This window comes from Rhodobacter sp. CZR27, from assembly GCF_002407205.1.
In the GTDB taxonomy this organism is placed as follows: domain Bacteria; phylum Pseudomonadota; class Alphaproteobacteria; order Rhodobacterales; family Rhodobacteraceae; genus Cereibacter_A.
Genome location: NZ_CP023548.1, coordinates 2,886,085 through 2,899,549 on the forward strand (window position 1 = coordinate 2,886,085; position 13,465 = coordinate 2,899,549).

11 protein-coding genes are annotated in these 13,465 nt (G+C 69.8%); 5 read left to right on the forward strand and 6 right to left on the reverse strand.

Going from position 1 to position 13,465, the window contains the following annotated elements; translation table 11 throughout:
- The first annotated feature begins 34 nt into the window (after positions 1 to 34).
- Positions 35 to 730, forward strand: coding sequence for a DUF599 domain-containing protein (locus tag CK951_RS14055; RefSeq protein WP_096786743.1), 696 nt, complete (start codon positions 35 to 37; stop codon positions 728 to 730).
- On the opposite strand, the gene CK951_RS14060 is transcribed toward CK951_RS14055, so the two are convergent.
- From CK951_RS14060 to CK951_RS14075, 4 genes are read right to left on the reverse strand one after another with little or no spacing between them, the layout of a single operon-like run.
- Positions 727 to 2,793, reverse strand: coding sequence for a hypothetical protein (locus CK951_RS14060; RefSeq protein WP_096786744.1), 2,067 nt, complete (start codon positions 2,791 to 2,793; stop codon positions 727 to 729). The genes CK951_RS14055 and CK951_RS14060 overlap by 4 nt on opposite strands.
- On the reverse strand, positions 2,790 to 5,543 hold the full coding sequence (locus CK951_RS14065) for a DUF4159 domain-containing protein (RefSeq protein WP_096786745.1): 2,754 nt from the start codon (positions 5,541 to 5,543) through the stop codon (positions 2,790 to 2,792). The genes CK951_RS14060 and CK951_RS14065 overlap by 4 nt, the downstream gene beginning before the upstream one ends.
- The gene (locus CK951_RS14070; RefSeq protein ID WP_096786746.1) at positions 5,543 to 6,415 is read right to left on the reverse strand and encodes a DUF58 domain-containing protein; all 873 of its coding nucleotides are present in this window, start codon (positions 6,413 to 6,415) and stop codon (positions 5,543 to 5,545) included. Before CK951_RS14070 ends, CK951_RS14065 begins: the two co-directional genes overlap by 1 nt.
- Positions 6,412 to 7,428, reverse strand: coding sequence for a MoxR family ATPase (locus CK951_RS14075; protein ID WP_096786747.1), 1,017 nt, complete (start codon positions 7,426 to 7,428; stop codon positions 6,412 to 6,414). Before CK951_RS14075 ends, CK951_RS14070 begins: the two co-directional genes overlap by 4 nt.
- Positions 7,429 to 7,510: 82 nt before the next feature.
- On the opposite strand from CK951_RS14075, the gene CK951_RS14080 reads away from it, so the two are divergent.
- The 4 genes from CK951_RS14080 (at position 7,511) to polA (ending at position 11,412) form a co-directional block, all read left to right on the forward strand.
- The gene (locus CK951_RS14080) at positions 7,511 to 8,074 is read left to right on the forward strand and encodes a DUF1285 domain-containing protein (RefSeq protein WP_096786748.1); all 564 of its coding nucleotides are present in this window, start codon (positions 7,511 to 7,513) and stop codon (positions 8,072 to 8,074) included.
- Positions 8,071 to 8,295, forward strand: a complete 225-nt coding sequence (locus CK951_RS14085; RefSeq protein ID WP_096786749.1) for a DUF2798 domain-containing protein — start codon at positions 8,071 to 8,073, stop codon at positions 8,293 to 8,295. Before CK951_RS14080 ends, CK951_RS14085 begins: the two co-directional genes overlap by 4 nt.
- Before the next feature lie 74 nt (positions 8,296 to 8,369).
- The gene (locus CK951_RS14090) at positions 8,370 to 8,552 is read left to right on the forward strand and encodes a zinc-finger domain-containing protein (RefSeq protein WP_096786750.1); all 183 of its coding nucleotides are present in this window, start codon (positions 8,370 to 8,372) and stop codon (positions 8,550 to 8,552) included.
- Positions 8,553 to 8,598: 46 nt separating this feature from the next.
- Positions 8,599 to 11,412, forward strand: coding sequence for a DNA polymerase I (polA, locus tag CK951_RS14095; protein WP_096786751.1), 2,814 nt, complete (start codon positions 8,599 to 8,601; stop codon positions 11,410 to 11,412).
- Positions 11,413 to 11,481: 69 nt separating this feature from the next.
- On the opposite strand, the gene CK951_RS14100 is transcribed toward polA, so the two are convergent.
- On the reverse strand, positions 11,482 to 11,865 hold the full coding sequence (locus tag CK951_RS14100; RefSeq protein ID WP_096786752.1) for an HIT domain-containing protein: 384 nt from the start codon (positions 11,863 to 11,865) through the stop codon (positions 11,482 to 11,484).
- A gap of 4 nt (positions 11,866 to 11,869) precedes the next feature.
- Complete coding sequence (locus CK951_RS14105) at positions 11,870 to 13,447, reverse strand: DUF5928 domain-containing protein (protein WP_096786753.1); 1,578 nt, start codon at positions 13,445 to 13,447, stop codon at positions 11,870 to 11,872.
- Positions 13,448 to 13,465: the final 18 nt, after the last annotated feature.

The following is a 13,465-nucleotide window of genomic DNA, read 5'->3' on the forward strand; positions in this document are numbered from 1 at the left end:
TGGCAACAGGGGGCAAGTTGGCTATGGTGCCGGCATGATCAGCATGCCCGCCGCCCTTGCACCGCTCGACCTTGTCGCCGTGACCCTTCTGCTTGTCGCATGGCTGGGGACGGGATGGCTGTGCGAGCATCCGCCGGCCTCTCGGCCCTCGGTCTCGCTGCTGATGAAGCACTATCGCCGGGCGTGGATGCGCGAGATGGTGGAACGCTCGCCGCGCATCTTCGACGCCAGCGTGATCGACAGCCTGCGGCGCGGGACGGCCTTCTTTGCCTCGGGCTCGATGATCGCCGTCGGCGGCGGCATGGCGCTGATCGGCGATCCCGACCGGCTGGCGACGCTGGTCCGGGACCTGACGCTGCCCGCCGACACGGTGCGGCTCGAGTTGCGGGTGATCCTTGTCATGTTCATCGTCGCCAATGCCTTCCTGAAGTTCGTCTGGTCGCACCGCGTTTTCGGCTATTGCGCGATCCTGATGGCGGCGGTGCCGAACGAGGCCTCGGACCCCCGGGCGCAGCCGCTGGCCGCGCAGGCTGCCGAGATCAACATCAACGCGGCGCGCAACTTCAACAGCGGGCTGCGCGCGGTGTTCTTCGCGCTGGCGGCGCTTGGCTGGCTGCTCGGGCCGCTGGCGCTGATCGCGACGACCCTGGCCACGTCCTTCGTGATCCTGCGGGCCGAATTCGCCTCGGGCACCCGTGCGGCGATCCTCGACCAGACGCGGCAGGACTAGACGCGGCGGCCGAAGCGCCCCTCGCGCAGCCAGGCGCCCAGCGCGAGGCCCGCGGCCAGCAGCAGGTAGAGCCAACCGGGCAGCAGCGCCGCAACCCGGATGTCCTGCGTGACATGGGCGCCGCGCGGCGTGATGCCGACCCAGCCGCGGCCGGCGGCGACGCGGCCTTCGCGCACCGCGCGGATGTCGGGCTCGCCATCCTCCAGCCGGATCGTGCCGCCGTTCGTCGGCCCGATGATCGGAGCGAGCTTCTCGCCGCTGGCGATGGTCTCCTCGAACTCGCGCGGGGCCGAGGGGCCGACCGCGATCACCGCCTTCTGCTCGCCCTGCGCGAGGCGATAGACGCCCATCTCGGGCGCGTCCCAGGTCGTGCTCCAGCGGCCCGGCGCGGTTTCCTCCATGGTCAGGGCGGTCTCACTGCCGTCGGGTCCGGTGATCGTAACCTCGCCCGGCGCCTCGCCGATGGTGCGGCGGGTGATGGTGACCGTTGCGCCCTCGGCATTGGCGATCAGGGCCTCCTCCTCGAGGTCGGGCTCCTTCATCATCCAGTGCGCCAGCCGGCGGAGCAGTTCCAGTTGCGGCCCGCCACCCTCGTAGCCGCGCCCCCAGAGCCACATGTGGTCCGACGCGAGCACCGCGATCCGCCCCTCGCCGACCCGGTCGAGGACCAGCAGCGGCCGCTCGCCCGCGCCGTTCATCACCACCTGCCCCGAGGAGGCGGTCAGCTCGATCTGGCGGAACCAGCGGCCCCAGCCGCCCTCGGGTGCCAGCTTTTCCAGACCTTGAGTGACCGGATGCTTGCGGCCGACATCGGTCAAAGCCGGGCGGAACCCGCCCTCGATCACCCGGCTGGTGGCCTGCACCGGCAGCACGTCGGCCAAGGGCGAGCGCCAGAGGCTGTCGGCCGAGCCGAACTCCGGCCCCGCCGCCACCAGCACGGTGCCGCCGCCGCGGACATAGTCGCGCACGTTTTCCAGATAGGAGGTCGGCAGGATGCCCCGCAGGCGGTAGCGGTCGAAGATGATCAGGTCGAACTCCTCGATCTTCTCGACGAACAGTTCGCGCGTCGGAAAGGCGATCAGCGACAGTTCCGACACCGGGATGCCGTCCTGCTTTTCCGGCGGGCGCAGGATGGTGAAATGGACCAGATCGACCGAGGCATCCGACTTCAGCAGGTTGCGCCAGACCCGCTCGCCGGCATGCGGCTCGCCCGAGACGAGCAGCACCCGCAGCCGGTCCCGCACGCCGTTGATCTGCACCACGGCGGCGTTGTTGCGGTCTGTCAACTCGCCCTCGGACGCCGCGACCTGGAATTGCAGCACGTTCATGCCGCCATGCGGCAGGGTCACCGGCAGCTCCAGATCCTCGCCGACCGGCACGCGGAAGCTTTGCGGCTCGTCACCGTCGATCGAGATGGTGAGATCCGCGCTCTCCCCCGCCGAGGCCGGCGCGCGGCCCTGATCCTCGATCCGCAGCGTCAGCGTCATCGGCTCGCCGAGGATCGCGAAGGCGGGGGCGTTCTTCACCACCAGCCGCCGGTCCCAGTCCCGCTCTCGCCCGGTCAGCAGCACGTGCAGCGGCGCGGGCATCTGCGGCGCGAGTTGCAGGTCATGCGCCTGCCCGTCGGTGATGAGGATGGCGCCCGCCACGCGCGAGCGCGGCTCCTCGGCCAGCGCCTCGGAGAGCGCGGTCATCAGCTGGGTGCCCTCGTCGCCCTCGCCGTCGCCCACGCGCACCACGCGCAGTTCGGTGTTCGGCAGGGCCGCCACCTCGGCCTCGACCGCGGCGAGAGCGTCGGCGCCTTGCTCCGCGCGGTCGCCGATGCGCTGGCTGGCGCTTTCATCCACCACCGCGATCACGATGTCGGAAAGGGGCGCGCGGTCCTCCTCCTGCAGGGCGGGGTTGGCGAGGGCAGCGAGCAGCACGCCCAGCGCCAGCGCGCGGAGCCACCAGCCCGAAAGCCCGCGCCAGAGCGCCAGCGCCACCAGCAGGAGCGCCACGCCGCCCAGTGCCCAGATCACCGGCCAGGGCAGGATAGGATCGAAGACCACGGTTCCGTTCACTGGCCCAGCCTTTCCAGCAGCGCCGGCACGTGAACCTGGTCCGACTTGTAGTTGCCGGTGAGCACATGCATGACGAGGTTGATCCCGAAGCGCCACGAGATCTCGCGCTGCCGCTCGCCGGTATAGCCGCGGCCGACGGGCAGAAGCTCCATCCCGCGCTCGTCCACCGCCCAGGCCGAGGCCCAGTCATTCCCGCCGATCACCACCGGCGTCACGCCGTCATTCAGGTTGCGGAAGGGCATGCCTTCGGCCTGCTCGGCATCGGGGGGCGCGGCCTCGACCCAGACGGGTGCGTTGGCGTAGCGGCCCGGGAAATCCTGCAACAGGTAGAAGGTGCGGGTCAGCACATGGTCCTGAGGGATCACCTCGAGCGGCGGAATGTCCAGCGGCGCTGCGAGCGCCTGCAAGCGGCGCGCCTCGGGCGTCGAGCCGCCCGCGCCGGCCATGTCGGCGTCGCGCGTGTCGAACAGGATCATGCCGCCGGTGCGCAGGTAATCGTTGAGCCGGCTGTAGGCCGCGGCCGAGGGCATGGGCTGCGTGGCGGTCACCGGCCAGTAGATGAAGGGAAAGAAGGCGAGTTCGTCCGTCTCGATGTCGAGACCCATCGGCTCGCCCGGCTCGACCGAGGTCCGCTCGCGCAGGCGGTAGCCAAGGCCACGCAGCCCCGCCTCGGCCAGCCGGTTCACCTGCGCGTCGTCCGTCTCGACATAGGCCAGATGGACGGCGGCGGTGGCCTCGACGGCAAAGGTATCCTCCTGCGCGCGGGCCTGCGGCGCGGCGCCCAGCACAAGGACCAGCACCGCCGCCCCCCGCACCGCGCCGACGCGGGTGCCGAGCCGGCCAGAGACCGCCAGCGCCGCCAGCACGTCGAGCAGGAGTAGCGCGAGCGCCCCCGCGAGGAAGGCGCCCTTCAGCGCCTGCTCCTCCTCGGTCTCCAACCCTTCGACCGCGATCCGGTCCGGCCAGACGGCGGGCGAAAGCGCGGTATCCGCCTGCACGGCGTTCAGCGCGACGCGACGGTCGGCCCCGGCATAGAGGCCGGGCAGCAGCGTCGGTCCCGGCACGCCCTCGGCCAGAACCTCGCCCGGCACGCCCGCGACCTCGCCCGCGTCGAGCGGGGCGCCGAAGCCGTCCAGCACCACCTCAGGCACCCAGACCTGCCCGGCGAGATTGGCGGCCTCGGGCGCGGCGGGCCGGGTCGAGACCGCCAGCCGCTCCAGCATCTGCACGAAGAGGCCCGAGAGCGGCAGGTTCGACCACTCGGCATTTGCGGTCACATGGACCAGCACCACCTGCCCCTGCCCCACCGGCTTGCGCGTCACCAGCGGAGTGCCGTCCGCCAGCGCCGCGATGGTGCGGCCGGCCAGCTCTGGATCGGGCTGCGCCAGGACCTGCGCGGTCACGGACACTTCCGGCGGGACCGGCAGGCCGTGGAACGGCGAGCCTTCGGCGAAGGGCGCCAAGGTCTTCGGCTCGCCCCAGCTCATCGCACCGCCCACCGTGCGGCCGCCTTCCCGCAGCCGAACCGGCATCAGCGGGTCCTCGGACATCCGGCTCACGTCCGAGGTAGCCAGTTGCGGTCCGGCAAAGCGGAGAAGCAGGCCGCCCTCGTCCAGCCAGTCGAGGATGCCGTCCTGCTCGGCCTGCGTCAGCCGCGCCACGTCGGCCAGCACGATCACGTCGGGACTGGCCAGCAGAACGTCCTCAAGCGAGCCGTCGATCAGGTCGGCCACCGGCTCCAGGGCCTGCCGCAGGTAATGGGTGGGCGACAGAAGCTGAAGCTGCTCGCGCCCCGCGCGCCCCGAGATCAGCGCCACCTTGCGGCGCTTCAGGCTGTCGTCGGTCAGGCTGACCGCACCGGCCGAGCGCACGCCCGCAATCTCGAAGCGCGAGATGCGGTTGCGCAACTCGGGCGGCAGCGACAGCGCCGCCTTCGCCTCGTCGGCGCCAAGGCCGAATTCGATCGGAACGCGGGCCAGTTCACGCTCGATCCCGGCCGGATCGAGACCGCGCGCCGAGACATCGACCGAAACCGCATCCGCCGCAGGCTGGCGCAGCACCGAGAGCTGAACGGCTCCGTCGGCGAAGCCCGCGGGGCGCAGGGCCAGCACGGGCCTTGGGCTTTCGAAGACCGTGACCGCCCCGCGCGCCTCGAGCGCCGATAGAAGGTCCTCCCGGCCAGCCTGGCTCAGGCCGTCCGAGAGCCAGAAGCTGTCGAACCGACCCTCGGGCAGCGCGGCGGCCCAGGGGGCGAGGTCCGGCAGCCAGGGATGCGGCACGAGGGCCGAGAGGCGCCCCTGCCAGTCGGCCGCGCTCTGGAAGGCGGGCGGCTCGGGACGGTCGGTCAGGCGCACAACGGCCACGGGGCGCCCCTCGCGCGCCGCTTCCTCGGCCAGCGCCTCGGCACGGTCGAGCCGGCGCGGCCAGTCGCGAGCGTCGGCCCAGCCGCCGTCGAGCAGGATCAGCAGCGGCCCCGTCCCCGGCTCGCGCACCTGCGGGTTCAACACCGGCCCGGCGAAGGCAATGATGGCCGCGGCCACCGCCAGCATCCGCAGAAGCAGAAGCCACCATGGCGTCTTGTCGGTCTCGGTCTGCTCGTCGGTCAGGCCGAGGAGCAGCGCGACGCCGGGAAACCGCCGGCGGATCGGCGCGGGCGGCACAGCGCGCAGCAGGATCCACAGCACCGGCAGCAGGACGAGGCCGAGAAGCAGCCATGGCGCGGTGAAGCCGACGGGTCCGAGCATCCACATCAGCCGACGCGCTCCAGCGCGCGGTAAAGCCAGAGCAGCGCCGGCAGCGCCGCCTGCCCGGTGTGGTGGCAGTGGTAGTGCCAGCCCGAAGCGCGCGCGAGCGTCGCGAGGTGGTCCTTCCGCTGCGCCAGCCGCTCGAGATAGCGCGCGCGCAGGTCGCCCGCGCGCAGCGTCTCGTGCCGGATGCTGCCGCCCATGGATTCGAAGATCGTCCGGCCATCGAAGGGAAAGGCTTCCTCGGCCGGGTCCAGCACCTGCAAGAGCGCGCCGCGCACGCCGCGTTCCGCCGCGCGGGCCATGGCGGCCTCGATCCCGGCCATGTCGCCCAGGAAATCCGACAGGAAGACCATCCGGCCATGCGCCACGAGGCCCGTGGTCTCGGGCCGTCCGTAGTCGGCCGCGGCCTCGTCGGCCAACGCATCGGCCAGCCGAAGGATCTGCTGCCGACCCGAGCGCGGCGGCGCGGCTTCGCCCGACAGGCCCACCCGCTCGCCCGCGCGCAACAGAAGCACCGCGACGGCCAGCGCCACCAGCCGGGCGCGGTCGGCCTTCGTCTCGCGCGAGCGGTCACCGGTGAAGGACATCGAGCGCGAGGCATCGACCCAGAGCACCACGGTCTGCGCCGCCTGCCACTCGCGTTCGCGTACGAAATGCGCATCCGACCGGGCCGAGCGGCGCCAGTCGATCATGCGGGCCGTGTCACCCTCATGCGCCGGGCGATACTGCCAGAACTCGTCGCCCATGCCGGCGCGGCGACGGCCATGCTCGCCGAGGATCACCGTGGCTGCCAGATGCTCGGCCGAGGCCATCAGCGGCGGCAATGCCTGCCCGAGCGCCTCGGCCCGCGGACGCAGGGCGAGGATGTCACTCACTGGGCGGCCCAGTCGGACGAGTCGGTGCCCAACTGCCGGGTGACGACGCGGTCGATCACGCCGGCCAGCGAGTCCCCGCGCGCCCGGGCGGCGAAGTTCAGCGCCATGCGGTGCGTGAGGACCGGGCGGGCCAGGGCCGCAACATCCTCGACCGAGGGTGCGAGCCGCCCCGACAGAAGGGCCCGCGCGCGCACCGTCAGCATCAGCGCCTGTGCGGCCCGCGGACCCGGACCCCAGGAGAGAACGTCGGCGAGCCCGGTGCCCTCGGGCTCGCCGGGCCGGCAGGCGCGGACCAGATCGAGGATCGCCTCGACCACCGCATCGCCCACCGGCATCCGCCGCAGGAGGCCTTGTGCCGCAATCAGTTCCTCGCCAGTGAAGACCTGATGAACTTGCGCATCCTCGGCGCCGGTGGTGGCGATCAGGATCTCGCGCTCGGTCGTGCGGTCGGGGTAGTCCACATCGACCTGCACGAGGAAGCGGTCAAGCTGCGCCTCGGGCAAGGGATAGGTGCCCTCCTGCTCGATCGGGTTCTGCGTCGCGAGAACGTGGAAGGGCCGGCCCAGCGGGCGGTGCTTGCCGGCGATCGTCACCTCGCGCTCCTGCATCGCCTGCAAGAGCGCCGACTGGGTGCGGGGGCTGGCGCGGTTGATCTCATCGGCCAAGAGCAGCTGGCAGAAGATCGGCCCCTCGATGAAGCGGAAGGCGCGGGCGCCGTCCGCGCCCATGTCCAGCACCTCGGAGCCGAGGATGTCCGCGGGCATCAGGTCGGGCGTGAACTGGATGCGGTTGCCCTTCAGCCCCATCACCGTGGACAGCGTGTCCACCAGCCGCGTCTTGCCCAGCCCCGGCAGGCCCACCAGCAGCGCGTGCCCGCCACAGAGCATCGCGCCCAGCACCAGTTCCACCACCCGCTCCTGGCCGATGAAGCGGCGGGAAATGCTCGCCTTGGCCTCCGCCAGCTTCTCCTCGAGAGCTTCGATCTCGGCAACCAGTGCAGCGGCTTCGGCCATGACAACTCTCCCCGAGGCGTTATATGAGCATCAGACCAAACTATGCCGTGCGGCACAAATGGCAAAAAGCCGGGAGGCACAAATGATCGTGAAACCTTCGGCTGAAGGCGTGATGGCCCAGGCCGCAGCGGCCGCGAAGAAGGGGCCTCCTCCCGTTCATCTGTGGAACCCGCCGTTCTGCGGCGACCTCGATATCCGCATCGCGCGGAACGGGACGTGGTACTACCTCGGCACCCCTATCGGCCGGCCCGAGATGGTGCGGCTGTTCTCCTCGATCCTGAAGCGCGAGGGCGAGCGCTACTTCCTCGTGACGCCGGTCGAGAAGGTGGGCATCCGGGTGGACGATGCGCCCTTCGTGGCAGTGGACTTCGAAAGCCACGGCGAGGGGCGCGAGCGCAGCGTGACCTTCACCACGCAGGTTGGCGATGAGGTGACGGCCGGCCCCGACCACCCGATCCGGGTGATCCGCGCCGAGGATGGCGAGCCTTCTCCCTACGTCATGGTCCGCGCCGGGATGGAGGCGCTGATCGACCGCAAGTCGTTCTACCGCCTCGTGGAGATCGGCGAGCATCACGACGGCTGGTTCGGCCTCTGGTCGGGCGGCGTCTTCTTCCCCATCATCCCCTCGGACGAGCTGCCCGCATGATCCCGGCCCGCTTCGCGCCCTATCTGTTCGGGCTGATCCTGTCGGGGCTGATGTCGGCCATCGTCTCGGGTGTGGCCACGCTGAAGGCCATCGGCCTGCCGCCGGGCTTCCCGCTGCAATGGCTGTCGGCCTGGCTCACCTCGTGGAGCATCGCCTTCCCCGCGGTGCTGGTCGTTGCCCCCATCGCGCGGCGGCTGGTGGAGCGCCTCGTCCGGCACTGAAGGCCCCTTGCCCCTGCGGTGCCGCCCGCTATCATGCGCCGCCAGCCGCAAAGCCGCATCGGGAGACAGCCTGCATGACCATCGACGCCCCGGAAACCGTTGTCGTCACGACCTGGAAGGTCGCCTGCGACGGAGGCGAGGGCGCGCTCGGCCATCCGCGCGTCTGGCTCTCGATCCCGCACGAGACCGGCATGGTCGAATGCGGCTACTGCGACCGGCGCTTCGTGCACGAAAGCTACGCCGGGCAGGTGAAGTAAGGCCGCACCCCCTCTCGGGGCGACCGCATCCATCCGGGGAGGGACCATGGGTTTCGGCAAGGGCCACCATCTGCACCTGATCGACGGGTCGGCCTTCATCTTCCGCGCCTATCACGCACTGCCGCCGCTGACCCGCAAGTCCGACGGCCTGCCGGTCGGCGCGGTCGCGGGCTTCTGCAACATGCTGTGGAGCGAGCTGAACACCCAGCGGGCGCAGGAGGCGCCGACCCATATCGCGGTGATCTTCGATCATTCCGCAAAGACCTTCCGCAACGAGATCTATCCGCTCTACAAGGCGCAGCGTCCCGAGCCGCCCGAGGAGCTGCGCCCGCAGTTCCCCCTGACGCGCGAGGCGACGCGGGCCTTCAACATCCCCTGCATCGAAAAGGAAGGCTTCGAGGCTGACGACATCATCGCGGCACTGGCCTGCCGGGCGCGCGAGGCGGGCGGATCGGTCACCATCGTCTCGTCCGACAAGGACCTGATGCAGCTGGTGGGCGACGGGGTCGACATGCTCGACCCGATGAAGAACAAGCGCATCGGCCGCGACGAGGTGATCGAGAAGTTCGGCGTGCCGCCCGAGCGCGTGGTGGACGTGCAGGCGCTGGCGGGCGATTCCATCGACAACGTGCCGGGCGCGCCGGGCATCGGCATCAAGACCGCCGCGCTGCTGATCCAGGAATACGGCGATCTGGAGACGCTGTTGGCGCGCGCGGGCGAGATCAGGCAGCCGAAGCGCCGCGCCGCCATCGAGGACAATGCCGAGCAGATCCGCATCTCCAAGCGGCTGGTGGAGCTCGACTGCAACACGCCGCTCGACTTCACGCTGGATGATCTCGAGATCCGGCTGCCGGTGGCGGACGACCTGCTCGCCTTCCTGAACCGGATGGAGTTCCGCACCCTGACGAAGCGGGTGGCGGAGAGCCTGAAGGTCGAGCCGCCGCCCGCCCCCACCGCCTATGTGGTGCAGCACGAGAGCGTGCACGAGATCGTCGAGCAGATCGACGCTTCGCTGCCCTTCGACACTGCAAGCTACCAGTGCGTCCGCGATGCCGAGGCGCTGGCCGCCTGGATCGCCCGCATCCGCGAGGTGGGTCATGTGGCGGTGGATACTGAAACCACCAGCCTTGACGAGATGCAGGCGGAACTGGTCGGCATTTCGCTCTGCGTGGAGGCCGGGACCGCCTGCTACATCCCTGTGGGGCACCGGCAGGGCGGCGGAGACCTGTTCGGCAGCGTCGATCTGGTGGCAGACCAGATCCCCCTCGACCTTGCGCTCTCGATGCTGAAGTCGGTGCTAGAGGATGAGGCGATCCTCAAGATCGGGCAGAACATCAAGTATGACGCCAAGATCTTCGCGCGGCACGGCATCCGGGTGGCGCCCATCGACGACACCATGCTGATGTCCTACGCCATGCACGCCGGCAAGCACGGCCACGGCATGGACGAGCTTTGCGACACCTACCTCGGTCACAAGCCCATCGCGATCAAGACGCTGCTCGGCTCGGGCAAGGCGCAGGTCACCTTCGACCGCGTGCCGGTGGATCAGGCGGTCTGCTACGCCGCCGAGGATGCCGACGTGACGCTCCGGCTCTGGAAGCTCTTCAAGCCGCAACTGCACCGTGCCCGTGTCACCACCGTCTACGAGACGCTGGAGCGTCCGCTGATCCCGGTGCTGGCCGAGATGGAGATGGCGGGGGTGCAGGTCGACCGCGACACGCTCTCGCGCATGTCCAACGCCTTCGCGCAGAAGATGGCGGGGCTCGAGGCCGAGATCCACGAGCTTGCCGGCGGGCCGTTCAACGTGGGCAGCCCGAAGCAGCTGGGCGAAATCCTGTTCGAGAAGATGAGCCTTCCCGGCGGGGTGAAGGGCAAGAACGGTGCCTGGGGCACCGGCGCGGATGTGCTGGAAGACCTGGCCGCCGAGGGGCACGACCTGCCGGCGCGGGTGCTCGACTGGCGTCAGCTCTCCAAGCTGAAATCGACCTATACCGACGCTTTGCAGGACCACATCAACCGGGAGACGGGGCGCGTCCACACCTGCTATTCCATCGCCGGGGCGAACACGGGCCGCCTTGCCTCGACCGATCCGAACCTGCAGAACATCCCCGTCCGCAGCGAGGAAGGCCGCCGCATCCGCGAGGCCTTCGTGGCCCCGCCCGGCAAGCTGCTGGTCAGCCTCGACTATTCCCAGATCGAGCTGCGCATCCTCGCGCACATCGCCGACATCCCCGCGCTGAAGCAGGCGTTCCGCGAGGGGCATGACATCCACGCCATGACGGCGTCGGAGATGTTCAACGTGCCGCTGGAAGGCATGGACCCGATGGTGCGCCGCCAGGCCAAGGCGATCAACTTCGGCGTGATCTACGGCATCTCGGGCTTCGGCCTCGCGCGGAACCTGCGCATCCCGCGTGCCGACGCCCAGGGCTTCATCGACCGTTACTTTGAACGGTTCCCGGGCATCCGTGGCTACATGGACGAGACCATCGCCTTCGCGAAGGCAAACGGCCATGTGGAAACCCTGTTCGGCCGCAGGATCAACACACCCGAGATCAACGCCAAAGGCCCCGGCGCCGGCTTCGCCCGCCGCGCCGCAATCAACGCGCCGATCCAGGGCACGGCGGCGGACGTGATCCGCCGCGCCATGATCCGCATGCCGAAGGCCATCGAGGGCATGCCCGCGAGGATGCTGCTGCAGGTCCACGACGAACTGCTGTTCGAGGTGAACGAGGATGCGGTCGATCCCGTCATCGAGCGCGTCCGCGAGGTCATGGAAGGCGCCGCGGAGCCGGCGGTGAAGCTGTCGGTGCCCCTCACCGTGGACGCGGGCCGCGGCGCCAACTGGGCCGAGGCGCACTAGCCGCGCTTGCCTTCAAGCGGAACCGCGACCTACAGCGGCGGCGGTCGCCCCGCCGCCTGCCTTCGACCCTCAGTCGCGCCGCGAGAGCATCGGCCCCAGCGGACGCCCGGCAAGGATGTGCATGTGGTAATGTGGCACCTCCTGCACCGCATCCACGCCCGCATTCGAGACGGTGCGGTAGCCGGCCCCGTCCTCGCCCGGGCAGATGCCCAGCATGGCGCAGACCTTCGCGGCGGTGCGATGGAAGTCCACGATCTCGTCGGCCGAGGCTTCGGCCGCGAAATGATCGAAGCAGACATAGGCCCCCTTGGGGATCACCAGCACATGCGCCGGGGTCTGCGGCCGGATGTCCCGGAAAGCGAGCGTGTGTTCGGTTTCCAGAACGGTCGCGTTGGGGATCTCGCCGCGCAGGATGCGGGCGAAGATGTTCTGCGGGTCGTAGTCATAGGCCATTGCGTCAATCCACGAATAGGTAGTCGGTGGCGGCGATCTCGTGCGCCTGAGCCTCGGAAATCCCGAGGAACTCCGCAAGGGGGCGCGTGTTCTCGGCCACGCTCGCCGCCTCGCGGATGCGGTAGATCCGCCGGAACTCCGCGTCGCGGATCCGGTCGCTCTCGAAGCGGATGTCGTAGCGGATGGTCGGCAGCAGCCGGTCGATGACCTCGGCCGGCGTGTGTTCCGCGGCCAGGCCGATGCGGCGCGCATGGCCGATGAGGTAGTCGTCGGTGAACTCGCATTGCACCTCGAGCAGCCGGGTCTGCGCCCGGTCGGCGTTGAAATCCTGCATGAGGTCCAGGTTGGCAGGGTCGATGCAGATCACCAGCCGGTCGCTCTGCCAGCTTTCGAACAGCATCCGGAGCAGTGCGCGCCGGTGGCGCGTGCGCTTTTCCAGCGTGGTCTGTATGCCGCCGAGGTCCGGCAGCGGCGTGTCCACCTCGTTGAACAGGTAATCCACCGCCGGCGTCCCGGTCACCTGCCGCACCCGCTCGACCAGCCGCTTGGCCACATGCCATTTCTTGCAGGTCACCATCATCAGCGTGCGGTCGCGCCCGAGGCTCGACTCGGTCTCCCAGAAGCGCGGCGCGAAGCGGCGGCCGATCCGGCCCCGTCCGGCGAGGAAGGCATGCAGCTTCCGCCCCTCGTTCGAGACCGGGAACCGCCCCCCGCGCGCCGAATATAGCTGGCCCAGCCGCTGCTTCAGGGCCGCCGCCTCGGGCGAGATCTTGCGGGCGAACAGGTAGTCCTGCCCCACCAGCAGGTCGTAGTGGTCATTGTAGAAGGTCACCGGCATGCCGTAGTCGGTGAACATCAGGAAGGTCAGGGTGCGCGAGCGGATCTCGTTTCCCGGGACAAGGTGGCGGACGAGGGTCTGGAAGAAGGTCTCGTCCGGGATCCAGGTGGTGCGGAAGAACCGCAGCACGTCCGGCCGGCGCTCGCAGAAATCCAGCAGCACCTCGACGGTCCGGCGGCGCAGGCACCACCACTGGCTGCCGATCTGGATCTGCAGCTCGGCCGGGATGCGCCGCGCAAGGCCGAGCCGCTTCTGCAGGTCGAGCAGCACATAGAACAGCCGCCTGCGGCTGCGCTCGTTCACGAAATGGCGGTAGATCAGGCGCTCTTCCCGGATCCCCGTCTTGATCCAGTCCGAGCGGAAGAAGTCGAAGCTCTCGATATGGTCGGCATCCTCGCGATCGAGGAAGTCGTGGATGTAGTCCGCCGACTTGATCGGCATGCAGTCGCCCGACAGCATGTAGAAATGCGTGGCGCGCGGAAAGGCCGTCACGGCGGCGCGGACGGCCTCCAGCGTCGCCGCCACGAGGCTCCACTCTCCCCAGCCGCATTTCATGCGCCGCGCCGCGAAGGTGACCGACGAATTGGCCCCGAGCGCACTGCGGATGCGCCCGTAGGCCTCGCGCGGGGCCCGGGCGTCGAAGTGGATCGCCACGAAGTCGCCGGCCGCGGTCAGCCGCTCGGCCTGGGCGATGATGCCCTCGGGATCCTTGTGGCACAAAAGGATGTAGGCGACCCTCGCCATCGTTGCAGCTCTGACCGC

Coding starts and splice junctions, on each gene's coding strand:
- CK951_RS14080 (WP_096786748.1), top strand. CDS start 7,511: ATGATCGTGAAACCTTCGGCTGAAGGCGTGATGGCCCAGGCCGCAGCG.
- CK951_RS14065 (WP_096786745.1), bottom strand. CDS start 5,543: ATGTGGATGCTCGGACCCGTCGGCTTCACCGCGCCATGGCTGCTTCTC.
- CK951_RS14085 (WP_096786749.1), top strand. CDS start 8,071: ATGATCCCGGCCCGCTTCGCGCCCTATCTGTTCGGGCTGATCCTGTCG.
- CK951_RS14090 (WP_096786750.1), top strand. CDS start 8,370: ATGACCATCGACGCCCCGGAAACCGTTGTCGTCACGACCTGGAAGGTC.
- polA (WP_096786751.1), top strand. CDS start 8,599: ATGGGTTTCGGCAAGGGCCACCATCTGCACCTGATCGACGGGTCGGCC.
- CK951_RS14100 (WP_096786752.1), bottom strand. CDS start 11,865: ATGGCCTATGACTACGACCCGCAGAACATCTTCGCCCGCATCCTGCGC.
- CK951_RS14105 (WP_096786753.1), bottom strand. CDS start 13,447: ATGGCGAGGGTCGCCTACATCCTTTTGTGCCACAAGGATCCCGAGGGC.
- CK951_RS14055 (WP_096786743.1), top strand. CDS start 35: ATGATCAGCATGCCCGCCGCCCTTGCACCGCTCGACCTTGTCGCCGTG.
- CK951_RS14075 (WP_096786747.1), bottom strand. CDS start 7,428: ATGGCCGAAGCCGCTGCACTGGTTGCCGAGATCGAAGCTCTCGAGGAG.